The organism is Pigmentiphaga litoralis (assembly GCF_014651835.1).
Taxonomy (GTDB): Bacteria; Pseudomonadota; Gammaproteobacteria; order Burkholderiales; family Burkholderiaceae_B; genus Pigmentiphaga; species Pigmentiphaga litoralis.
Genome location: NZ_BMXQ01000002.1, coordinates 570,868 through 591,088, shown reverse-complemented (window position 1 = coordinate 591,088; position 20,221 = coordinate 570,868). Strand labels below are relative to the sequence as shown.

Below are 20,221 nucleotides of genomic sequence, written 5' to 3'. Positions count from 1 at the left end.
GAGACAACACAATGAAAAAAGCCATCGTCATCACCGGCGCCGCGCGCGGCATCGGCTTTGCGTTCGCGCAGAGGCTGGCGGCGCAGGACTACCACCTGGCGCTGGTCGACGTGGGTGACGTCGACGCCGCGGCCAGCCGCCTGGCGGCCGACGGCGCCAGCGTGTCGGCCTACCATGGCGACGTCACCCAAGCCGATGACTGGAAGGCCATCATCGACGACGTGGCGGCCCGGCATGCGGTCTATGGCCTCGTGAACAACGCGGCGCTGTTCGCGAGCCTGCAGGTGCAGGCCTTCGATACGGTCGACCCCGCCGAGTGGATGAAGGTCATGGAAGTCAACACCCTGGGCCCCTATCTGGGCGTGCGGGAAGTCGTGCCGCACATGCGCCAGCACGGCGAAGGCCGCATTGTGAACGTGGCGTCGACCTCGCCCCTGAAGGGCGTGACCGGCATGCTGCACTACGTGGCGAGCAAGGGCGCGGTGATCGCCATGACACGGTCACTGGCGCGCGAACTCGGCCCGCATGGCATTACCGTCAATGCGCTGGCGCCGGGCTTCACGCTCAGCGACGGCATCATGACCAATACCGACCATGTCGAACTGTTCCGCGACATCGGCAAGGCAGGCCGCGCCATCAAGCGCGACCAGCAGCCAGACGACCTGGTGGGCACGGTGGCGTTTCTGCTGGGAAAGGACGCAGCATTCATGACCGGCCAGACGCTGGTCGTGGATGGCGGATCGACCTTCGTATAAAGCGCCGGACACGCCAGGCAACGCAGTACCTTTGCCGTGATCCCAGATCCGCCCAACGCGGACGCAGTGATCTCGGTTTCAACATTCTTCGTGGGGGAGACACCATGACATTGACCCGTCTTACATGTGCGCCTGGCCTGACCCGCCTTGCTTCCTTTGCCGTGTCCCTTGCCGCGATGGCAAGCCTGCCTGCCCTGGCCACCGCCGCCGACGCCAACTGGCCGACGCGGCCGGTCCGCGTGGTGTCGGCGTTTTCGACCGGGTCCGGTCCCGACGCCATGTTGCGGCTGGTGGCCGACCGGCTGTCGCGCACCTGGGGCCAGCAGGTTGTGGTCGAGAACAAACCCGGCGGCAGCGGCTTCATCGCGGCCAATGACGCCAAACGCGCGACGCCCGACGGCAACACCCTGTTCCATGCGGACGGCCTGAACTTCACCGCCATTCCGCACATGTACAAGAAGCTGCCCTATGACCCGGTCAAGGATTTCATGCCGGTGATTCCGCTGCACCACAGCTACTTTTTCGTAGCCGTGGCGGCTAACTCGCCCTGGAAAACTGCCGGCGACATGCTGGCCGCCGCCAAGGCCAAACCGGGTACGGTCACCTATGGCTCGTGGCAGATCGGCAGCGTGGCTCACCTGGGCGGCGCGCAGCTCGAAGCCGCGTCGGGCACCCGCATGACGCACGTGCCGTTCAAGGACAACAGCCAGCTCTATACCTCGGTGGCGAATGGTGAAGTGGACTGGGCTTTCGGCACGGCAGGCAGCGCCGGCCCGCTGCAGAAAGCCGGCAAGCTCCGCTTCCTGGCGCTGGCGGGCCCGGAACGTCTGTCGACCCATCCTGACGTTCCGACCATGGGGGATGCGGGCGGGCCCAAAGGCTTCGAGGCGTCCGGCTGGGTTGGCCTGTTCGCACCCGCCGGCACGCCGCCCGAGATCGTTGACAAGATCAACCGCGACATCGCGGCAATCGTGGCCACGCCCGACATGCAGCCACGCATGATGGACTTCGGCTACATGCCGCTGGCGATCAAGCCGGCCGACGTCCGCGCGCTGATCGAGAAGGAATCGGCGCAGTATGCCAAGGTCGTCAAGACGATCAATCTGTCGCTGGATTGAGCACGGTCGATTTTGAGCGTGCCGTGTTATGCGACGCGGCTCGTTGACGTGCCTGACAGCAGCGCGGCGATCGGCAAGGCGGCGGCTTGCGCGCTACTTTGCCGCCGCGCGCCGTTCCGCAAACAGCTGGGACAGCACCTGTGATGCGGCAATCGCCTTCGGGAAACCCGCGGGCACGGTGATCAGGTAGACGATCTCTTTCAGTTCGTCTTCGCTCACCCCCACATTCATGGCGTAGCCGGCATGGATCTTCATGGTGGCTGTTTCGCCCATCGCAGCCATGGCGGCGACCGTCGCCAGTTGACGGGTGCGCGGATCCAGGCCCGGCCGGCTCCACACGTCGCCCAAGGCGTACGCTTCGGTCGCTTCCGCCAGAAAGGGGAATTCACGCCGCATGGCCTCCAGCGCAGGCTGAGCCTGGCCGCGATTGAGCTCGGCAATGACAGCCGCGCCGCGTTGGCTGCGTTCTTCGGTCGTTGAGGCATGCACGGCTGCCGGCAGTGCGGCCGCCATGGCAGCAGCGGCGGCGACAGCAACCATGGCGGGGCGCATGAGAAGCTTCCAGGCGAACCGAACGGCGGTAAGGCAATGCAGCGGCTTCATGACTTTCCTTGATCGAGGGAATGTCATGCCATGCTAGGCAACCCGGCCTGGCGTGGATAGCCGCTTTTGTCTGCCGTCCTTGCCCAAAACTATTGGATAACAGCCAACCCGATCAAAACCCGTACAGCCGCGCCGGGTTGTCCACCATCACCTGCTGGCGCACAGAGGCATCCGGCATCCACGCCATGGCGGCGTCAACCAGCCCGGCGATCTTCCGATAGGCGCTGACTTCGAGCGGTCCCTTGCCCGGCTCCCGATTGGTATGCGGCCAGTCGCTGCTCGGCGATGCCGCCCATCCGATGGTGACACGCGGATCGAAGGGCGCGGGCCAGTCCATCATCCACGCACGCCCTTATCCATCGTTTGGATGGTGGCGGCAGGGCAACCTGTTGGTTTAGCCTCAATCTTTCTCTCACACAAAAGGACGATCATGAAGCTTGCAATAGCTACACCTCGCGCGGCAATTGTCCTTTTGTTGTTTTCCGGAATAGTTCACGGACAGACGTTTGTGCCACGAAGCCAACTTGAAGATTTTGGCAGCGTAGCGAGCGGAACTGCTCAAGGCGATAGTCCACCCTCCATCACTCATCTCGGTCGCGAACTGGTCATGGACTTTGAGGGATGGCGGGCACAAGCCTATGATGACCCTGCTGGATTTTGCACGATTGGTTTCGGACACCTCATAGCAAAGCAGGCTTGTAAAACCGTTTCATTAGAGTCATTTGCTGGGGGTCTTACTCGTTCAATGGGCGAACAGCTTCTCGATTCTGACATGAGCTCGACACGTCGGTCAGTGGCTGCCGTAGTAAAGCATCAGATCAACGCTGAGCAATACAGTGCACTCTATTCTTTTGCATTCAACGTCGGGAAACGCAACTTTGAAAAGTCTACGCTTCTCAAGTTCGTTAATGAGGGCAAGCACCAATTTGCCGCAGTGGAATTTCAGCGTTGGATAAAAGCTGGCGGCGTAGTCTATAGGGGCCTACAAGATCGCCGATCGTGCGAATCGCAACTTTTCGTTGGCAAGCTGGTGGCAGAGAAGCATCTCCCATTTAAACGCGCAAGTTGTGTGAGTACGGCGGCGGGCGCTGCACCGTCGCTCGACTTGCTGTATGACATCGACATCGGCGAGTCGATTTAGCATGCAGCGCGCGCTTAGCATTCTGCTCTTAAGCAGCGCATTGCTATACGGCTCCGCCGTTTTTAGCGCGAGCTTTGTAATCGGCGACGGTGATGTAGCGCAATGCATCAAGAGCCATCTGGCCGAGAAGAGACGCATTACCCCGGCTTTGGGCTTTACCCCCTCAGAAATCGAAAAAATTGTTGCAGAGATAATGAGAAGATTGTCATTCCAAGGAAAGATCGATATAGCGCTTTGCGACACGTATATACGGGCAGCTTATGCTACTCACATACAAGCAGAGCCTGGCATCCCGGACGGGGACTACATTGCGATTAATAAAGTCTGGCTGCGCGAAGTGATCGGCAAGGACCAGATACAGGTAATTGCATTACTTGGGCATGAGTTGGGTCACATTACGAATCGACATTTTGAAAGTCGTAAAGACCTGACGTACCTTCAAAAAGAAACCGAAGCGGACCAGAGCGCAGGCTGCGCTGTTGCATCGCTTAGCGGAAACTCAGCAGCCCTTGAAGATTTTATGTTCCGTATGCGCGCCGAGTCCGGTGGGGGAGACTACCCATCACGCTCAACAAGTCTCGCAGCAGCTAAGCGCGGCTTCGACGACTGCATTGGCCGCGCTCCAAAGCCCTCTCCTTTAAAGGCCGCGGTGCGCGTGGTGCCAGTGCCTGATACGGTTTCTATCCAACCGACCAAGTACCACCATGTCCGCTATATTTTCTCGGAATTAAATGGTGTCGGCGTACAAGTGGAGAGTGAAGACGTGCAGTGGGCTCTTTTGGACGGAACGCCTTTATCGAATGTAGAGCGCTTCAACAGAATTCTCGGTGGATCGTTTCCTATTGCGGATAAAGGGCAGCACACTTACGACAACAACATTTATCTGCCGCCCGCGATAGCATCTGCGGCAAGACTAAAGTCGCAATCTACAGTTCAGTTGCGGCATCACTTCAATCTGCGCGACGAAAAGGGAAATACTTTACAAGTTCCAGCTACGCTCAGAATCCATTTTGACTAAATACATAGAGCGGCACTCCACATGTTTTGTAGTTGGCCGCACAAGAGGATGCCGACTGCACGTTGGAGACTAGTTCCAGCCATGTTTCAGGAGCTGCCGGGCTCTCAAAACCCGTACAGCCGCGCCGGGTTGTCCACCATCACCTGCTGGCGCACAGAGGCATCCGGCATCCACGCCATGGCGGCGTCAACCAGCCCGGCGATCTTCCGATAGGCGCTGACTTCGAGCGGTCCCTTGCCCGGCTCCCGATTGGTATGCGGCCAGTCGCTGCCCCACAGCACCCGCTCGGCATTGGCTTCAATGAACGCCGCAGCCAGCCGAGCAACCGCCGTCGCATCGCCTTCCAATGGTTCCACCGGCATGATCCGGTAGGCCGCCGAGAGCTTGATGTAAGCCCGCCCGTCACGCACCAGCCCCAGCACGGTCATCACATCCAGGGCGCTGAGCGGCGTACCCGCTGGCACCATGGCAAAGTGATCCAGCACGATGGGCGCCGGCAAGGATGGCAACAGGGGAATGGCGGCGGCCAGCGCCGTCAACGACGCATAGACCTGCACGTGCCACCCCAGCGGCGCCACCTGTCCGGTCCAGTGTACCAGGGCGTCGACGATACGCTGCGGGTCACGTGCTCCCGCGCTTTCGACGTTCACGCGCAGTCCACGCACACCGGCCGCATGCAGCTCCTTCAGGCCGGGATCGATGCGATCGTCAACCACTGCCACGGCCCGCCCGGCGTCGCCCAGCCGGCGCACGCTGTCCAGGGTGCAGCGATTGTCGGTGCCATACACGCTGGGCTGGATGATCACCGCCCGCGACAGGCCGTTTCGGGCCAGGTGCGCCAGGAGGTCGTCATGCGACGCCAGCCCCGGCGTGTAGTGGCGGTCGTCCACCATCGGGTAGGCATCCGCCGGGCCGATCACATGCACGTGGCAGTCGCAGCTGCCCGCGGGGAAGGTCGCCTCGGTCATGCTCAGCCCGCGGCCAGGCGGCGCACGACGGCTTCGCCCGTTTCCTTGGTGCCCAGCTTGCCGCCCACGTCACGCGTTGCTTCACCCGCCGCGATGGCATCGGCCACCACGTCAAAGATCGCAGCCGCTGCATCATTGAAGGCCTGTTGGCCCTTGCGCTGGCCATACCAGCCCAGCAGCATGGCGGCCGACAGGATCAGCGAGAACGGGTTGGCAATGTTCTGGCCCGCGATGTCGGGCGCCGAACCATGCGCGGCCTGGCCCATGGCGTGGTCGGTGCCCGCGTTCAAGGAGCCGCCCAGACCCAGGCTGCCCGACAGCTCGGCCGTCAGGTCGGACAGGATGTCGCCGAACATATTGGTCGTGACGATCACGTCGAAGCGCTGCGGTGCGCGCACCACGTGGGCCATCATCGCGTCGACGATGAAGTCATCGATCGTCACTTCCGGAAATTCCTTGCCGACCTGGTGGCAGATGTCGATGAACATGCCATCGGCAATCTTGAGCACGTTCGCCTTGTGGACGATCGTGACGTGCTTCTTGCGCGTCATCGCCAGTTCAAAGGCCGAGCGCGCAATGCGTTCGCAGCACAGGCGCGTGATCCGGCGCAGCGAGATCACCACGTCCGGCGTGATCAGCATTTCGCTGCCACCCGACTCGACGTTGCGATCGGCGTAGAAGCCTTCGGTGTTCTCACGCACCACCACCAGATCGAACTCGCCCAGGCGGGCCGGCATGCCAGGGTAGGTCCGTGCGGGTCGGATGTTGGCGTACAGATCGAGGCTCTTGCGGAAAAACTTCGACGGGTTCACTTCGCCCTTGGCTTCGTCCTTGAAGTCATAGGTGGCCATGGGGCCGAGCATCAGCCCGTCGGCAGCGCGCACCTTCTCGAGCAGTGCAGGTGTCACGGTTGCGCCGTTGCGCTTAAGGCTCTCGTGGCCCGCAATGTCGTGCTGCAGGTCGAGGTTCAGGTTGAACCGCTTCGATGCGGCTTCCAGAACGTCGACCGTCGTGGCCATGGTTTCAGGACCGATGCCGTCGCCGGGGATCACTACGATTTTCATGGTCTAGCCTTTAAGGAAGTTTGGGGGATTCAATCGGCCTGGATGCCGGTGGCCTTGACGAGGCCTTGGTACTTGGCCACGTCGCGCTTCACGAAGTCGGCGAACTCGGCCGGGGTGTTCTGGCGGACCGCGCTGCCATCGGCTTCGAGCCGCGAACGGATTGCGGGTTCGGCCAGGATCTTGTTGATCTCGGCATTCAGGCGGGTCACGATCGCATCGGGCGTTTCAGCGGGCGCGAACACGCCGCCCCACAGGCTGAAGCTGAAGTCCGGCACACCGCTTTCAGCCACGGTCGGCACGTTGGGCAACGTGGGCATGCGCTTGGGCGTCGACACGGCCAACGCGCGCAGGCGGTTGGTGGTCACATACCCCATCACCGCCGATGCACTCGAAAAGAAGAAGTCCACCTGGCCACCCAGCAGGTCGGTCATGGCCTGGCCCGCGCCCTTGTAGGGCACATGCACCATGGTCGATTTCACGCCCAGCGCCAGCGCGGCAGCGGCCAGGTGGCCCGGCGTGGCCGTACCGGAGGACGCATATGCGACCGCCTCGGGCTTGACCTGCGCGGCCTTCACCAGATCCTGCAGCGTCTTGTATTTCGAATTGGCGGGCACCGCCATCACCAGCGGCGCGTCGCCCACCAGCACGACGGGCTTGAAGTCCTTGAGCGGCTCGTAGCCCAGTTCCTTGACCACGAACTGGTTGACGGCCATCTCGCCCGTCTGGCCAAGCAGCAGCGTGTAGCCGTCACCTTTGGCGCGCGCCGCGATACGGGTGCCCAGTGCACCCGATGCGCCCGGGCGGTTGTCGACGATCACCGGCTGCTTGAGCGCCGTGCCGAGCCGCTCGCCGATCAGGCGCGCGAACACATCGCCCTGCCCGCCGGGGGCGTAGGGAACGATGATGGTGATGGGCTTGGACGGATAGCTGTCCTGCGCCAGGGCCGCGCCGCTGAGCGTGCTCAACATCAGGGCGCCGGCGGCAGCCGCCAGCACATGGCGGCGGGCAGGTTGGAAGGAAGGGTTCATAGGGTTATCTCCTGTGTTGTTCGGGTTTTATTGCAGCTTCATGCCCGACGTCTTGACGACGCCCTTCCACAGCGCAAGTTCGCTGGACAGCGCGCGCTTGAAGTCGGCGGGCGAGCCGCTGATGGGGTCGGCGCCTTCATGCACCAGGCGATTGCGCACCAGGTCGGCAGCGGCCACTTCGTTGATGGCCTGATTCAATTGGTTGACGAGTGCAACCGGCGTTTTGGCCGGGGCCAGCACGCCCCACCAGGTCGTGATGTTGAAATTCGGCACGCCTGCTTCGGCCATGGTCGGCACCTCGGGGAACAGCGGCGAGCGCTTGGCGCCGGTAACGGCAAGCAGGTCCACACGGTTGGACTGCACGTGCGTCAGGATCGTCGGCACCGTTGCAAAGAACAGCTGCACGCGGCCTGCCAGCAGGTCCACCGTGGCGGGGCCGCTGCCCTTGTAGGGCACGTGGGTCATGTTCAGGCCGCTGCGCTGGCGGAAGAGCTCGCCCGCCAGATGGTTGATGCTGCCATTGCCAGCCGAGCAGAAATTGATGCCGTCGGCACGCGCCTGGCCCAGCGCGCGCAACTGCGTGATGTTCTTGACGCCCAACTCCTTGCTGGTCACCACGAACAGCGGACCGCGGCCGATCATCGCCACAGGTGCATACGACTTTTCGACGTCATACGTTGCGTTGATTTCCGATGCCGCGTTGGTCACGAAGGTCGACGTGGCGAACAGCAAGGTGTAGCCATCGGGCTTGGCATTGGCCACCATCGTGGCGCCGATCGACCCGCCGCCCCCGCCCCGGTTGTCCACCACCACGGTCTGCCCAAGCTTGTCGCCCAGCATCTTGGCCACGTCACGCGCAATGCTGTCGGTGCCGCCGCCCGCCGCGAACGGCACGACGAGCGTGATGGGCCGCGCGGGATAGCTCTGCGCGAAGGCAAGCGTCGGAAGGACGGCCAGCGCGGCGGCGGCGGTCCAATGCAAGAAGGGGGTGCGGTTCATGGGTCGTGTCTCCAAAGGGAATGGGGGTGTTCTTGTGTTTTTTTGGCTGAGGTCGTCGATCCGGATGCCCCGAGGATGCTGCGCGCCATCCATGCCGCGCGGTCAGCGTTGCCTGAGCATCTTCAGTCGTTCGAGCAGGGCCTGATGGATGTGCGCACGCGCCACGGCATCGGCGCGCTGCGGATCGCGCGTACGGATCGCATCAACGATCGCGCGGTGTTCGATCAGGGCTTTTTCGGCGCGGGCGGGCGTCATGAGCGTGCTGCGTCCGAGCAGATACGTGGTGTCCGTCAACGATTGCAGCGACCGGATCAGATGGCGGTTGTGGGCGGCGCTGTAGATGGCCTGGTGGAACTGCAGGTTCAGCGCGACCGGGTCGGCGTCGTGGCCGGCTTCATCCAGGATCGCTTCCATGTTGGCGATCTCGGCATCGGTTGCGTGCCGCGCCGCAAAGCCCGCGGCCGCGCCCTCCAGCACTTCGCGCATGGCGTACAGCTCGGACACGCCTTGCTGGTCCATTTGCGTAACGACCAGCCCGCGGCGGGGTTCGTGCGTCAGCAGGCCTTCGTCCTGGATGCGTTTGAGCGCTTCGCGAACGGGGGTGCGGCCCATGTCCAGCTGGTTGGCCACGTCGATCTCGCGCAGCCTGTCGTTGGCCGTGAACAGGCCGGTCAGGATGCGTTGCTTGATCTCGTTGTAGGCGGCAAGCGCCTGGGTATTGGTCTTGGCTATGGGCATATGCGTCTCTGGGTATATTTTTGCATACAAACATATATGCTGCAAACTACTGACGAATTTCCTCGGGAAACCCCGTAGCATGGAGGCTTGCGAAATTAATTAAGCGACCGATTATGAATGCAGTGACCGGCCGCCGCGGCGACGTGGCCGCGCAGCCCTCGCGCAAACCCAAGCGCGGCACCCAGAAAGGCCCGGGCCGGCCGGAAGGCACGAGCGTCGTACGGGAAACGATTTTGAATGCCGCCGAAGGCATCTTCGCCAACCTGGGCTACGCCGGCACCACCCTGCGCGAAGTCGCCAACGAAGCCAACGTCACGCAGGCGCTGATCAACTACTACTTCGGGTCCAAGTATGGCCTGTTCGAAGAAGTGTTCCTGCGCCGCAGCCAGATCATTGCCGACGCCCGCACCGACAACCTGGCGGCGTTGCAAGCGAGTTCGGACAAGCCGTCGGTGCGCGACATCGTCCAGGCCTTCCTGACGCCGACGCTGGCCTTTCGCGATACGGCCGAGGGGCGTTCGTTTTTGCGCCTGCAGGCACGCCTGCATACCGAACCGCCGCAGATCTCCTACCAGTTGCGCACCAACGCCTACGGCACGTCCACGCGCGACTATGTGAATGCCCTGCGCGCGGCGCTGCCGCACCTGTCCGAACTGGATGCGACCTGGCGCGTGACCTTCATGGTGGGGACCTATCTGTATGCGTTTTCAGACACGCACCGGATGGAAGAGATGATGCCGCCCGGGGTGTACGACCCCGAAGACACCAATGACCTGATCGAGCAGGTCACGCGGTTCGTGACGGCGGGGTTGCTGGCGCCGTAAGCGGCCGTTTACGCCGTCGTCATACCTTTCCCGAATGCGCCGTACAAGGCCCTTGGGTTGTCGACCAGGATCCGCTGGCGTACGGCCGCGTCCGGCGCCCAGGTCGCCAGCAGGTCGAACAGATCGCCGTCGTTAGGCATGCCGCGGCCGTTCATGTTGACGTGTGGCCAGTCGGTGCCCCACACCAGACGTTCTGGCGCCGCGGCAATCAGCGCCTGCGCAATCGGGGTGACGGGATCATAGGGATAGTCGCCCTCGGTGCATCGCATCGGGCCCGACAGCTTCACCCAGAACCGCCCCGTATCGAGCAACTGCAACAGCCGGTGCATGGCAGGCTGATTCACGCCGCCACCCGCGGGCAGCGCGGCAAAGTGGTCCAGCACGACCACCATGTTCAGGGCTTCGAGCGCGTCGGCATGATCGAGCAGATCCGATCCCGACGGGTAGTACTGGATATGCCATCCCAGGTCCGCCACGCGTCCGACCATGGAAGACGGCAGGCGAGGCAGGTCTCCCCGATGCCCCGGGCTGACAAATCGCGCGCCGACCACGCCCAGTCCATCGAGCCGCTCCAATGCCTGATCGGTAATGTCATCCGGAAGCAAGGCCACGCCCCTGAATCGTTCCGGATGCGCTTCCAGCACCTGCGCCAGATGCGTGGTGCTGCGGCCATATCCGCCGCCACTGACCACGACGGCGCCGGCCAGGCCCAGCGTGTCTTGCAAGGCGATGTTCGTTTCCGGCAGCGCGTCGTCGGACACGTACTTGCTGTCCGGATGAAACGGGTGCTGCGCGGCGGGGCCGAACAGATGCACATGGCAGTCGATCGCGCCAGGCGGACATGCGGTGCGCGGACGATGCGGATGCGGATCCGGCGGCTGGGTCCGCGGCGGGGCGGGCCGTGACACTGACGACGCCTGGGGCGAGGACGCAGGCGATGCCGCGGATGCTGCAGGCGACAGGCGGGCCGGCACGGTCGACGTCATGTTCATTGCGCCTTGATGTTGGATTTACGGACCACGTCGGCCCACTGCCCGATCTCTTGATGAATCAGCGTCCGGAATGCATCCGGCCCCGTGGCGACAGACTCGACGCCCGCCGCCTCCAGCTGTTTCAGATACGCCGGCTGGCGCGCGACCGCAGCGATGGCGGCGTTCAGCGTACTGATGATCGCGGGCGGGGTTCCCTTCGGCACCAGCATGCCCATCCACAGTGTGGCCTGATAGCCGGGCACACCGGATTCGGCTACGGTCGGCACATCGGGCATCAACGGCGACCGCTTCAGGCTCGCGATGGCCAGGGGCCGCAACTTGCCGGTGCCGATCTGCGGCGCCGATGTGGCGATCGTGTCCATCTTCAGGGCGACCTGCCCGCCCAGCAGATCGTTCATGGCCGGAGCCGCCCCCTTGTAGGGAATGTGCGTGACCTTGATGTCCAGCTTCTGCAGCAGCAGTTCCATGGTCACGTGCGGCAGCGTGCCCGCACCGGCCGACGCGTAGTCCAGCTTGCCCGGGTTCGCGCGGGCATAGGCCACGAAGCCCTTGAAGTCGGTAAACGGTTGGTTGCCATTCGCAACAACCAGTTCCGGGATCTGCGCCACCAGCGATACCGGCACCAGATCCTTCTCGGTATCGAAGGGCAGCTTGGCGATGATCGACGGGTTGATGGTGTGATTGGGCGTCGTGAACAACACGGTGTAGCCGTCGGCCTCGGCACGCGCCACGCGCGCGGTGGCGATGGTGCCGCCCGCGCCGGGAACGTTCTCGACCACGAACTGCGTATGCAGTTGCTGGCCCAGGTTGCCCGCGACCAGGCGCGCCACGACATCGACCGTGCCCCCCGCCGGAAACGGTAAGATCAGCCGGACCGGCCGGTCGGGGTAGGCCGCCTGCGCAATCACGGGCATGCCCGCAAGCACGGCGGCGGCGATGCACGCGGCGGTCATCCGCATGCCGCGTAAAAGCGCGGGCCATCTGTGCTGGCGCATGTCGTGTCTCCTGGTCAGGGTTCTTGTCCCGGCAGTACAGCATCGGCAGGGACGCCGGACAAATGATTTGTATGCAGCTATCGATGAACCTTTTTCACTTCGGACGCCATGTCGTCGCAGATTGATTTCCTTGGTATCCAGGCTTTCCTGGCCATTGTCGAAACCGGCAGCTTCCAGCTTGCCGCGTCGCAGCTGAACCTGTCGCAGACCGCCATCAGCCACCGCATGCGCAAGCTGGAAGACAGCCTGGGCGTGCGGCTGGTCGTTCGCACCACGCGCGAAGTCACCTTGACCGAAGCCGGCCGCGCGCTGTTGCCCAGGGCCCGCAGCGCCGTCAAGGAACTGGCCAGTTCGTGCGATACGGTGCGCAAGCACGGGCAGCATGCCAATGACTGGCTCACCATCGCCTGCCTGCCGACCGTTGCCATCGGCATCCTGACGCCGCTCCTGCTGGCCTGCCGCGACCGCTGGCCCGACGTACCGGTACGGGTGTTCGACAACTCGGTGATCGAGATCGCTGAACTGGTCGCGTCACGCACCGCGGCCTTCGGCATCACGGTGCTGCAAAGCGCGCGGCCTGAACTGGCCGTGGAACGCATCATCGACGAACCTTTCGTGCTGGTATGCCCCGAGGGCCATGCGCTCGCATCGCGCAGTCACGTCCGTTGGCAGGACCTGCACGACGCATCGCTGATCCGTATCAGCCTGCCGTCGGGTAACAGCATGACGATCGACGACACCCTGGGCACGCAGCGCGACACGCTGCGCTGGCGGTATGAGGCGCAGCACAATGGCATGGCGCTGGAAATGGTGCGGGGTGGACTGGGCCTGACCATCGTGCCCAAGCTGTCGGTGGTCAACGGCCATGGACTGCGCACGCTGCCCATCACGGACCCGCCCGTCGTGCGCGCCCTGTGCGTGGTGACCCGGCGCGACACGGTGCTGAGCGCGGAAGATGCGTGGGTCAAGGAGCAGGCCGTGGACCTGATCAAGGCGCGCGCAAGGGAAGGACACGACGGGGCATGACAGCCTTGGGCATGACATGAATCTGGCGCATGGGTCGGCACGAACAATTCATTTGTTCGCGTCCCGTGCCCTACCTACACTTTCTCCGAGGCCCGACAGGCCCCCTGGCCGACCCGCCAGGCACATCAACGGAGACCGTGCATGCCCACCTTTTTCAATGCACCGCCGAATCGTGGGCGGCGCAGCCTGCTCAAGGGCGCCGCGATCGGCGCAGCGCTGACGACCCCGCTTCGCGCCGCCTTGTCGCAAAGCACCTTCCCGTCGCAACCCATCCGCGTGATCGTGCCCTTCGGCCCCGGCGGCCTGGCCGACATTTCCATGCGGCTGATCGGGCAGAAACTGGGCGAGCGGCTCGGCCACCCCATCATCGTCGAGAACCGGCCCGGCGCAGGCGGCGTGGTCGCGGCAACCTCCACCCTGGGCGCGCCCAAGGACGGGCACACGCTGATCCTGTTTACCAACGGCACCGCGATCGGCAAGTCGCTGTTCAGCCTGAAGTACGACCCTGAAAAGGACTTCACGCCGATCTCGACGCTGGCCTACTTCGACCTGATCCTGCTGACCAAAAAGGACGGCCCCATTGCCGACCTGCCCGCCCTGCTCGCCGCGGGCAAGACGCGCCGGCTGACCCTGGGTACCATCAACCCGGGCAGCACGCAGAACCTGTCGGGTGAATTGTTCAAGTCGGTCGCCAGATTGAATGCCGACCTCGTGCCCTACAAAAGCACGTCCGAAGTGCTGTCCGCATTGATGCGCGGGGACGTGGATGTGGCCTTCGAATCCTATGCCGCGCTCAAAGGCGCAGTCGACGCCGGACAGGTCGCAGTGATCGCGGCCACCGGGCCCACGCGGTCGTCCTGGTTGCCCAAGGTCCCCACCGTGCGCGAAGCGGGCCTGCCGGGATACGAAGTGACCGGTTGGAACGCGCTGTACGCCCCCGCCGGGGTGCCCGACACCGTGGTCCAGACCCTGAACCGCCACATGCGCGAAGTGCTGGCCATGCCCGACGTGCGCCAGCGCCTGCTCGACCTGGGCACCGATCCCAAGCCCAGCACGCCGGGCGAACTGGCGGAGGTGTTCCGCCGCGACACGCAAAAATGGGCCGCCGTGATCCGTCAGGCCGGCATCAAACCGCAATGACCGCCGGCAGCCGTCACCCCGCGACGACACCTCTGCCGCACCCGCCGTATTCCGCTACAAGGACCTGAACCATGACCGACACCCCAGCCGGCGATCGCCCCCTGGTCGATACGCACGTCCACATCTTCCGCAAGAACATGCCGCTGGTGCCCGATCCGCGGCATGCGCCGACCTACGAATTCACGGCGGAGGAACTGCAGGGCGTGCTGGACGCGCACGGCGTGCAGTTCTGCGTGATTGCCGCGGCCAGCCCCTGGGGTGACTGCAACGATTACGTGATCCGGTCCTTGCGGACGCGGCCCCGGTGGCGCGGTACCGTCATCCTCGATCCATCGACCGATCTGTACACCATGGAGCAGATGTCCCGCGACGGCGTCGTCGGCGTGCGCCTGCCCTTCATCAGCATGAAGAGCCTGCCCGACCTGGACAGCTGGGACTACCGCAAATTCCTGTATCGGATTGCCGAACTGGATTGGCACGTGCACCTGCATCTGGACGGCCCGCGCATTCCGCAGGTGCTGCCGCAACTGGAACGCTCGGGGGTCAAGCTGGTGCTCGATCACATCGGCCGGCCCGATCCGGTGCAAGGCATCCATAGCGAAGGCTTCAAGGCCATGGCGCGCGCCATGGAGAATGGCCGCACCTGGGTGAAGCTGTCCGGCGCCTACCGCCTTGGCCCGCAGGCCGCCGAACAGGCGCGCGAACTGTGCCGCCAGGTCGGCACCGACCACATGGTGTGGGCCAGCGACTGCCCGTTCGTGGGCGACGAAGCGACGACGTACCAGAGCACCATCGACTGGCTGGCCGACGTCGTCCCCGACGGCGCCGAGCGCCGCAAGATCATGGGCGAAAACGCCTTGCGGCTGTATTTCAACTAACAGCCATCGCCTCTTCCACCACCTTGCCCGCCACCACGACCTCCTTGCCATCTACCGTGACGGTGCAGCGGCGCAGCGGAATGTCCATGTGGCAGGCGGTGGTGCGCGAGCCGCCCACTTCGTTGTTCGGGCCGAGGGAAAACAGGAAGTTGCCGGCAAAGGCCCGGGCGTCCATGCCGATGGTGGATTCGCGGTCGTACAGGCCCAGCGTCGACCAGCGCGCGCGGTCCTGCATGCCCCAGCCGATGTGCGACATGGCGTAGGCTTCCGGATCGTTGAACGATTCCATGTAGTCGTTCAGCAGGTCGGCATCCATGCCGCCCGTGATCGACCGCACGTAGCCGCCGCGTACTTCCATGACGATGCGCTCGTTCACATACGACTTCATGGGCAGCAGAATGTCGCCCTTGTCGACCACGATGCGGCCTTCGGTGCCGCCTTCGTTCGGCCAGGTCAATGCAAAGCCGCTGGGCCAGTGGTCCCATCGGCCCGGTTCATCGACAAAACCGTATTCCTTGACCACGGGAAATTCGCCCAGCGGGCAGGTCAGGTCCGTGCCGGCCTCGGACGTGATCCGCATCGTGTTTGCGCCTTCGAGCAGCGCAGCCGATGCCTTGACGCGTTGCCGGTCGGCCTCGGTCGGCACCATGCGCAGCAAGATTTCAGGTGGTTCCACCGCCAGCAAAATTTTGCCGCCACCTTGCAGGATGTCGTGCTGCTCGGGCGAGAACAGCAGCGTCATCAGGTCCAGTACGAGATCGCTGGCCTTGAGCGCGGCAATGGCCGCGCGGTTGCCGGTCAAGGGCGTGGTGCCCAGATAGGCCAGCGTGTCCCGGCTTAATGACTTCTCGCCATTCACGGGGGACAGGTCCAGCCGGTTCACCGTCGCGCCGAGCAGACCTGCCGCCGTCATCGCGGTGCGCAGGGTCTGCGGGTGGGTCACGCCTTCGGTAGTCAGTACAGTGACGATATCGCCGGGTTTGAGTTTCGACAGCGTCAGGACCTGGGTCCAGGCCTTGACCATGTCTGCATCGCTGACAGCCATGTTGAGTTCCTTGTTCGAATACGCGAGGTCAGGCGGTGACCGGCTTTTGCACCGGGGCGGTCTTGCCGAAGCGTTCGGCGCAGGTGGTGGCGTCGTACGCGTACACCCAGTTGGCCTGGATGCCGACGGCGTTCGGGTTCATCCATTCGCGCCAGCGATAGGCCAGGTCGCGCTTGAACTGGGCCCATGGCGATGGCAGGTGGTAGGTGCGGCCGCGTTCGCGGGCTTCCAGCTGCACGCGGCTGGTGCGCGGCAGGCGTTCGACTTCATAGGCCTTGAGTGCGGCCGGAATGTCGCGGCCATACTTGCTCAAGGCCTCGGCCAGCACATAGCCGTCTTCGATCGCCATGGCGGCGCCTTGCGACAGGAAGGGCAGCATGGGGTGCGCCGCGTCGCCCAGCAAGGTGATGCGGCCCTTGGACCATGCCGTCATCGGGTCGCGGTCGAACAGGCCCCACTTGAAGACGTTTTCGGTGCGGCTGAAGAGCTCGATGATGTTGGGATGCCAGCCTTCATAGGCGGCCATCAGTTCTTCGCGGCTGCTCGGCTTGTTCCAGGATTCTTCGACCCAATCCTTGCTCTCGTTCACGGCCACAATGTTGACCGACTTGCCGCCGTTCACGTAGTAGGTGACCAGGTGGCCATGCGGGCCCATCCAGAACGACGAATCCGGGCTGACGTAAGGCAATGGAAATTTGTCGACCGGGACCAGCGCGCGCCAGCACATGTGCCCGGTGAACTTGGCGGTCTCGGCGCCCCACAGCGCGTCCCGAACCACCGATCGCAGGCCGTCCGCGCCCACGATCAGGTCGGCTTCGTATTCCGTGCCGTCGTCAAACACGGCCACCGACTTGTCGCCGTCGTCGCGCACCGACACGCAGCGCACGCCCAGGGTGGCGCCGCCCTTTTCCAGATGCGCCGACAAAATGGCATGCAGGTCCGCGCGGTGGACATGGTAGAAGTCCGCGCCGTACAGCTCGGGGCAATGGCCCTTGAGCGGCGTGCGGAACAGTTCGCGCGCCGATCGCCAGTTGCGGCCCACCATCGCTTGCGGCAGAAAGCCTACCTTCGCCAGCGGTTCGGCCAGGCCCAGCGCGCGCAATACCTTGACGCCGTTCGGCGTCATCTGCACGCCGGCGCCCACTTCGCCAAAGGCGGCGGCGCGTTCGAACACATGGCACTCGATGCCGCGCAGCATCAGCGCGCGCGACAAGGCGACGCCGCCAATGCCGCCGCCGATGATGCCCACACGTAGCGGTCTGTCCATTGGTTTATTCATGTCTTGTTCTCCTTAACCGCCCAGATAGGCGCTCAACAATTCCGGATCCTGGAGCAGGCCGGCGGCATCGCGATCGGCGACGACACGGCCCGTCTCGAACACATACGCACGCGACGCGGCCGACAAGGCGTTGTGCACGTTCTGCTCCACCAGCAGCACGGTCACGCCATGGGCGTTGATCTCGCGCACCACGTCAAAGACTTCGTCGGCCATCTTGGGACTCAGGCCCAGGCTGGGTTCATCCAGCAACAGCAGTTCGGGCTCGGACATCAACGCGCGGCCGATCGCCAGCATCTGCTGCTCGCCGCCGCTCAGGGTCCCGGCCAGTTGCTGATGCCGCTCCTTCAACCGCGGAAAGCGGTGATACACCATGCCCACGCGCTGCTGCACGACCTCGCGCGACTTGCACAGGTAGGCGCCCAAGGTCAGGTTTTCATACACGGTCATGGCCGACCACACGTGGCGTTCCTCGGGGCTCTGCGCAATGCCCAGCCCCACGACACGATCGGCCGCCATGCCGCCAATGTCCTTGCCCTTGTAGCGGATGCTGCCGCGGGTCGGCTTGAGCAGGCCCGAGATGGCGCGCAGCGTGGTGCTCTTGCCGGCGCCGTTGGCGCCGATCAATGCGACCACCTCGCCCGGCTGCACCGACAGCGTCACGCCATGCAGCGCGGCCGTCTTGCCATAGCTCACGTGCAGGTTGTCGATCTCCAGCAGCGGGGTGCCGGTGGCCGATGCCGCGCGCGCATTGCCATTCGTGCCGGGCGGATTCAGGACCTCGCTCATGCCTGCGCTCCCCGGCCCAGATAGGCCTCGATCACTTGCGGGTGGCGCTGCACTTCAAGCGGCGTGCCTTCCGCCAACTTGGCGCCAAAGTGCATCACCACCACGCGGTCCGACACCGCCATCACCAATCCCATGTTGTGCTCCACGATCAGAATCGACTTGACCATCGTGCCGCGCAGCCGTTTCAGGATGTGGCCCAGTTCGGCCGCTTCCTGGCTGTTCAGGCCAGCCGCCGGTTCGTCCAGCATCAGAATGTCCGGTTTTGCAGACAGGGCCAGCGCCACTTCCAGCAGCCGCAGTTCGCCGCACGACAAGAGGTAGGCCGGCGCATTCATGCGCGCGCCCAGGCCCATGACCTGCACGATGCGCTCGGCGCTGAGGCGCGCGGCATGCTCGGCCTCGCGCACCGCCTTGCCCGGAAAGAAGGTGCGCAGCAGGCTCTGGTGCGCAGTCAGGTAATGTCCGGTCAGCACGTTTTCGAACACCGTCAACGACTTCAAGATGTTCGTTTTCTGAAAGCTGCGGACGATGCCCCGGCGCGCCATGCGGTAGGGCTTTTCGCCGGTGACGTCTTCGCCCTTGAAGTGCACCTTGCCCGATGTTGGCGTGTAGAAGCCGGTGATCAGGTTGAAGCAGGTCGTCTTGCCCGCGCCGTTCGGGCCGATCAGGCCGACGATCTCGCCGTCACCCACATCAAAGCTGATGTCCTGAACGGCTTTCAGGCCGCCAAAGGTTTTCGACAGGCCTCGCACGGCCAGCATGGGCGAGGTCGATGAAGACATCGTCATGTCAGGCTCCCTGGCGGCGCGCGACGGCCGCTGGTGAAGAGGTGGATGTCGCGGTGGATGCCGAAGTGGATCCGGACGGCGATCCTGCTTCGGGCGTGCTGTCGCGGCTTTCGCGGCGATGCGTCAGGAAACCCATCAGCCCCCGCGGCAGGAACAGCACGATCGCCATCACCGCCAGGCCGAACAGCGACAGGCGCAGTTCCTTGGCTTCGCGCAGGTATTCCTCAAGAAAGGTCACCAGCAGCGCGCCGATCAGCGGACCCACCAGCGTGCCCTTGCCGCCGATCAGCACCATGATGATCATGCTGGCCATGAAGGCGAAGCGGAACACTTCCGGACCCACGAACGAGATGTAGTGCGCGTAAAAGCCGCCGGCCATGCCGGTCAGGAAAGCGCCGAGCACCAGCGCCAGCATGGCGTAGGTGAACGGACGGATGCCGACCGACTGCGCCACGTACCGGTTCTCGCGCACCGCGACCGCGGCACGGCCCGCATTCGAATACACGAAGCGATACGACAGGTACATGGCCACCGCCAGCACGACCCACCCGATGTAGAAATAGAACTGCTTGGCGCCCACGTTGCTGGCGCCCGCCAATACCGATGGCTGCGGCACGCCCGCGATGCCCATCGGGCCGTTGGTCAGGCCGATCCAGTTGTCGGCCACCAGGCGCAGCACCTCGGCAAACGACAGGGTCACGATCACGAAGAACGGACCCTGCAGCCGCAGCGTGATGGCCCCGATGACCAGGCCCGTGACGGCCGCGACAATGCCCGCGACCGGGATGGTGGCCCACATCGGCCAGCCATATTGGGTCGACAGAATGGCCGCGGTGTATGCGCCCATGCCCAGGAAGGCCGTGTGGCCCAGCGAGAACTCGCCCACGTAGCCGACGACCAGGTTCAGGCTGGTCGCCAGCACCGCAAAGAACAGCACCATGATGGCGATATGCAGCACGTATTGGTCTTGCACCACCACGGGCAGCAAGGCTGCGATCAGCATGAAGCCGAGGATCGCATTTCGTTCGAAGGTCAT

Annotated in this window: 22 protein-coding genes; 8 read left to right on the top strand and 14 right to left on the bottom strand. The window is 64.0% G+C overall.

What is annotated here, in order from left to right; translation table 11 throughout:
• Positions 1 to 11 precede the first annotated feature (11 nt).
• Positions 12 to 755 (top strand): SDR family NAD(P)-dependent oxidoreductase, encoded by a 744-nt coding sequence (locus tag IE116_RS21215; RefSeq protein ID WP_189615225.1) that lies wholly within the window; start codon positions 12 to 14, stop codon positions 753 to 755.
• Between the two features lie 104 nt (positions 756 to 859).
• Complete coding sequence (locus tag IE116_RS21210; protein ID WP_189615224.1) at positions 860 to 1,873, top strand: Bug family tripartite tricarboxylate transporter substrate binding protein; 1,014 nt, start codon at positions 860 to 862, stop codon at positions 1,871 to 1,873.
• Between the two features lie 93 nt (positions 1,874 to 1,966).
• Here IE116_RS21210 and IE116_RS21205 read toward each other — a convergent pair whose 3' ends face one another.
• Together IE116_RS21205 and IE116_RS21200 are read right to left on the bottom strand one after the other, a co-directional pair.
• Positions 1,967 to 2,476 (bottom strand): carboxymuconolactone decarboxylase family protein, encoded by a 510-nt coding sequence (locus IE116_RS21205; protein ID WP_229828668.1) that lies wholly within the window; start codon positions 2,474 to 2,476, stop codon positions 1,967 to 1,969.
• A 112-nt stretch (positions 2,477 to 2,588) separates the two neighbouring features.
• Positions 2,589 to 2,816 (bottom strand): hypothetical protein, encoded by a 228-nt coding sequence (locus IE116_RS21200; protein WP_189615223.1) that lies wholly within the window; start codon positions 2,814 to 2,816, stop codon positions 2,589 to 2,591.
• 90 nt (positions 2,817 to 2,906) lie between these two features.
• On the opposite strand from IE116_RS21200, the gene IE116_RS21195 reads away from it, so the two are divergent.
• Together IE116_RS21195 and IE116_RS21190 are read left to right on the top strand one after the other, a co-directional pair.
• Positions 2,907 to 3,617 (top strand): lysozyme, encoded by a 711-nt coding sequence (locus IE116_RS21195; protein WP_189615222.1) that lies wholly within the window; start codon positions 2,907 to 2,909, stop codon positions 3,615 to 3,617.
• A 1-nt stretch (position 3,618) separates the two neighbouring features.
• On the top strand, positions 3,619 to 4,635 hold the full coding sequence (locus IE116_RS21190; protein ID WP_189615221.1) for a M48 family metalloprotease: 1,017 nt from the start codon (positions 3,619 to 3,621) through the stop codon (positions 4,633 to 4,635).
• Positions 4,636 to 4,739: 104 nt separating this feature from the next.
• On the opposite strand, the gene IE116_RS21185 is transcribed toward IE116_RS21190, so the two are convergent.
• From IE116_RS21185 to IE116_RS21165, 5 genes are all read right to left on the bottom strand, one after another.
• Entirely contained in the window at positions 4,740 to 5,603 is an 864-nt protein-coding gene (locus IE116_RS21185; RefSeq protein WP_189615220.1) for an amidohydrolase family protein, read from the bottom strand.
• Between the two features lie 2 nt (positions 5,604 to 5,605).
• Positions 5,606 to 6,667, bottom strand: coding sequence for an isocitrate/isopropylmalate dehydrogenase family protein (locus IE116_RS21180; protein ID WP_189615219.1), 1,062 nt, complete (start codon positions 6,665 to 6,667; stop codon positions 5,606 to 5,608).
• 29 nt (positions 6,668 to 6,696) lie between these two features.
• Positions 6,697 to 7,695, bottom strand: a complete 999-nt coding sequence (locus IE116_RS21175) for a Bug family tripartite tricarboxylate transporter substrate binding protein (RefSeq protein WP_189615218.1) — start codon at positions 7,693 to 7,695, stop codon at positions 6,697 to 6,699.
• Positions 7,696 to 7,722: 27 nt separating this feature from the next.
• Positions 7,723 to 8,694, bottom strand: coding sequence for a tripartite tricarboxylate transporter substrate binding protein (locus tag IE116_RS21170; protein ID WP_189615217.1), 972 nt, complete (start codon positions 8,692 to 8,694; stop codon positions 7,723 to 7,725).
• 102 nt (positions 8,695 to 8,796) lie between these two features.
• Positions 8,797 to 9,432, bottom strand: coding sequence for a GntR family transcriptional regulator (locus tag IE116_RS21165; RefSeq protein ID WP_189615216.1), 636 nt, complete (start codon positions 9,430 to 9,432; stop codon positions 8,797 to 8,799).
• Positions 9,433 to 9,545: 113 nt separating this feature from the next.
• On the opposite strand from IE116_RS21165, the gene IE116_RS21160 reads away from it, so the two are divergent.
• A complete protein-coding gene (locus IE116_RS21160) occupies positions 9,546 to 10,256 on the top strand; it encodes a TetR/AcrR family transcriptional regulator (RefSeq protein ID WP_189615215.1) in 711 nt (236 codons plus the stop codon).
• Between the two features lie 8 nt (positions 10,257 to 10,264).
• On the opposite strand, the gene IE116_RS21155 is transcribed toward IE116_RS21160, so the two are convergent.
• Both IE116_RS21155 and IE116_RS21150 read right to left on the bottom strand, forming a co-directional pair.
• Positions 10,265 to 11,242, bottom strand: a complete 978-nt coding sequence (locus IE116_RS21155) for an amidohydrolase family protein (RefSeq protein ID WP_189615214.1) — start codon at positions 11,240 to 11,242, stop codon at positions 10,265 to 10,267.
• 2 nt (positions 11,243 to 11,244) lie between these two features.
• Positions 11,245 to 12,243, bottom strand: coding sequence for a Bug family tripartite tricarboxylate transporter substrate binding protein (locus tag IE116_RS21150; protein WP_229828666.1), 999 nt, complete (start codon positions 12,241 to 12,243; stop codon positions 11,245 to 11,247).
• Positions 12,244 to 12,351: 108 nt separating this feature from the next.
• Here IE116_RS21150 and IE116_RS21145 point away from each other — a divergent pair, with 108 nt between their 5' ends.
• From IE116_RS21145 to IE116_RS21135, 3 genes are all read left to right on the top strand, one after another.
• Positions 12,352 to 13,269, top strand: a complete 918-nt coding sequence (locus IE116_RS21145) for a LysR family transcriptional regulator (RefSeq protein ID WP_189615213.1) — start codon at positions 12,352 to 12,354, stop codon at positions 13,267 to 13,269.
• Between the two features lie 141 nt (positions 13,270 to 13,410).
• Positions 13,411 to 14,409, top strand: coding sequence for a Bug family tripartite tricarboxylate transporter substrate binding protein (locus IE116_RS21140; RefSeq protein ID WP_189615212.1), 999 nt, complete (start codon positions 13,411 to 13,413; stop codon positions 14,407 to 14,409).
• A gap of 71 nt (positions 14,410 to 14,480) precedes the next feature.
• The gene (locus IE116_RS21135; RefSeq protein ID WP_189615211.1) at positions 14,481 to 15,287 is read left to right on the top strand and encodes an amidohydrolase family protein; all 807 of its coding nucleotides are present in this window, start codon (positions 14,481 to 14,483) and stop codon (positions 15,285 to 15,287) included.
• Here IE116_RS21135 and IE116_RS21130 read toward each other — a convergent pair.
• Genes IE116_RS21130 through IE116_RS21110 form a run of 5 tightly spaced genes read right to left on the bottom strand, consistent with a single transcriptional unit; the run spans position 15,280 to position 20,221 of the window.
• Positions 15,280 to 16,332, bottom strand: a complete 1,053-nt coding sequence (locus IE116_RS21130) for a 2,5-dihydroxypyridine 5,6-dioxygenase NicX family protein (RefSeq protein ID WP_189615210.1) — start codon at positions 16,330 to 16,332, stop codon at positions 15,280 to 15,282. The two genes, IE116_RS21135 and IE116_RS21130, sit on opposite strands and share 8 nt — an antisense overlap.
• A gap of 28 nt (positions 16,333 to 16,360) precedes the next feature.
• A complete protein-coding gene (locus IE116_RS21125; RefSeq protein WP_229828663.1) occupies positions 16,361 to 17,611 on the bottom strand; it encodes an FAD-dependent monooxygenase in 1,251 nt (416 codons plus the stop codon).
• 12 nt (positions 17,612 to 17,623) lie between these two features.
• Positions 17,624 to 18,397: an ABC transporter ATP-binding protein gene (locus IE116_RS21120; RefSeq protein WP_189615209.1), complete on the bottom strand. Its 774-nt coding sequence runs from the start codon at positions 18,395 to 18,397 to the stop codon at positions 17,624 to 17,626.
• A complete protein-coding gene (locus IE116_RS21115) occupies positions 18,394 to 19,185 on the bottom strand; it encodes an ABC transporter ATP-binding protein (protein ID WP_229828660.1) in 792 nt (263 codons plus the stop codon). The genes IE116_RS21120 and IE116_RS21115 overlap by 4 nt, the downstream gene beginning before the upstream one ends.
• A 1-nt stretch (position 19,186) precedes the next feature.
• Entirely contained in the window at positions 19,187 to 20,221 is a 1,035-nt protein-coding gene (locus tag IE116_RS21110) for a branched-chain amino acid ABC transporter permease (RefSeq protein WP_189615208.1), read from the bottom strand.

What these genes read in the sequence shown, in the direction of transcription:
- IE116_RS21215 (WP_189615225.1), top strand. Translation starts at nt 12, where the DNA reads ATGAAAAAAGCCATCGTCATCACCGGCGCCGCGCGCGGCATCGGCTTT.
- IE116_RS21210 (WP_189615224.1), top strand. Translation starts at nt 860, where the DNA reads ATGACATTGACCCGTCTTACATGTGCGCCTGGCCTGACCCGCCTTGCT.
- IE116_RS21205 (WP_229828668.1), bottom strand. Translation starts at nt 2,476, where the DNA reads ATGAAGCCGCTGCATTGCCTTACCGCCGTTCGGTTCGCCTGGAAGCTT.
- IE116_RS21200 (WP_189615223.1), bottom strand. Translation starts at nt 2,816, where the DNA reads ATGATGGACTGGCCCGCGCCCTTCGATCCGCGTGTCACCATCGGATGG.
- IE116_RS21195 (WP_189615222.1), top strand. Translation starts at nt 2,907, where the DNA reads ATGAAGCTTGCAATAGCTACACCTCGCGCGGCAATTGTCCTTTTGTTG.
- IE116_RS21190 (WP_189615221.1), top strand. Translation starts at nt 3,619, where the DNA reads ATGCAGCGCGCGCTTAGCATTCTGCTCTTAAGCAGCGCATTGCTATAC.
- IE116_RS21185 (WP_189615220.1), bottom strand. Translation starts at nt 5,603, where the DNA reads ATGACCGAGGCGACCTTCCCCGCGGGCAGCTGCGACTGCCACGTGCAT.
- IE116_RS21180 (WP_189615219.1), bottom strand. Translation starts at nt 6,667, where the DNA reads ATGAAAATCGTAGTGATCCCCGGCGACGGCATCGGTCCTGAAACCATG.
- IE116_RS21175 (WP_189615218.1), bottom strand. Translation starts at nt 7,695, where the DNA reads ATGAACCCTTCCTTCCAACCTGCCCGCCGCCATGTGCTGGCGGCTGCC.
- IE116_RS21170 (WP_189615217.1), bottom strand. Translation starts at nt 8,694, where the DNA reads ATGAACCGCACCCCCTTCTTGCATTGGACCGCCGCCGCCGCGCTGGCC.
- IE116_RS21165 (WP_189615216.1), bottom strand. Translation starts at nt 9,432, where the DNA reads ATGCCCATAGCCAAGACCAATACCCAGGCGCTTGCCGCCTACAACGAG.
- IE116_RS21160 (WP_189615215.1), top strand. Translation starts at nt 9,546, where the DNA reads ATGAATGCAGTGACCGGCCGCCGCGGCGACGTGGCCGCGCAGCCCTCG.
- IE116_RS21155 (WP_189615214.1), bottom strand. Translation starts at nt 11,242, where the DNA reads ATGACGTCGACCGTGCCGGCCCGCCTGTCGCCTGCAGCATCCGCGGCA.
- IE116_RS21150 (WP_229828666.1), bottom strand. Translation starts at nt 12,243, where the DNA reads ATGCGCCAGCACAGATGGCCCGCGCTTTTACGCGGCATGCGGATGACC.
- IE116_RS21145 (WP_189615213.1), top strand. Translation starts at nt 12,352, where the DNA reads ATGTCGTCGCAGATTGATTTCCTTGGTATCCAGGCTTTCCTGGCCATT.
- IE116_RS21140 (WP_189615212.1), top strand. Translation starts at nt 13,411, where the DNA reads ATGCCCACCTTTTTCAATGCACCGCCGAATCGTGGGCGGCGCAGCCTG.
- IE116_RS21135 (WP_189615211.1), top strand. Translation starts at nt 14,481, where the DNA reads ATGACCGACACCCCAGCCGGCGATCGCCCCCTGGTCGATACGCACGTC.
- IE116_RS21130 (WP_189615210.1), bottom strand. Translation starts at nt 16,332, where the DNA reads ATGGCTGTCAGCGATGCAGACATGGTCAAGGCCTGGACCCAGGTCCTG.
- IE116_RS21125 (WP_229828663.1), bottom strand. Translation starts at nt 17,611, where the DNA reads ATGAATAAACCAATGGACAGACCGCTACGTGTGGGCATCATCGGCGGC.
- IE116_RS21120 (WP_189615209.1), bottom strand. Translation starts at nt 18,397, where the DNA reads ATGAGCGAGGTCCTGAATCCGCCCGGCACGAATGGCAATGCGCGCGCG.
- IE116_RS21115 (WP_229828660.1), bottom strand. Translation starts at nt 19,185, where the DNA reads ATGACGATGTCTTCATCGACCTCGCCCATGCTGGCCGTGCGAGGCCTG.
- IE116_RS21110 (WP_189615208.1), bottom strand. Translation starts at nt 20,221, where the DNA reads ATGACCTTCGAACGAAATGCGATCCTCGGCTTCATGCTGATCGCAGCC.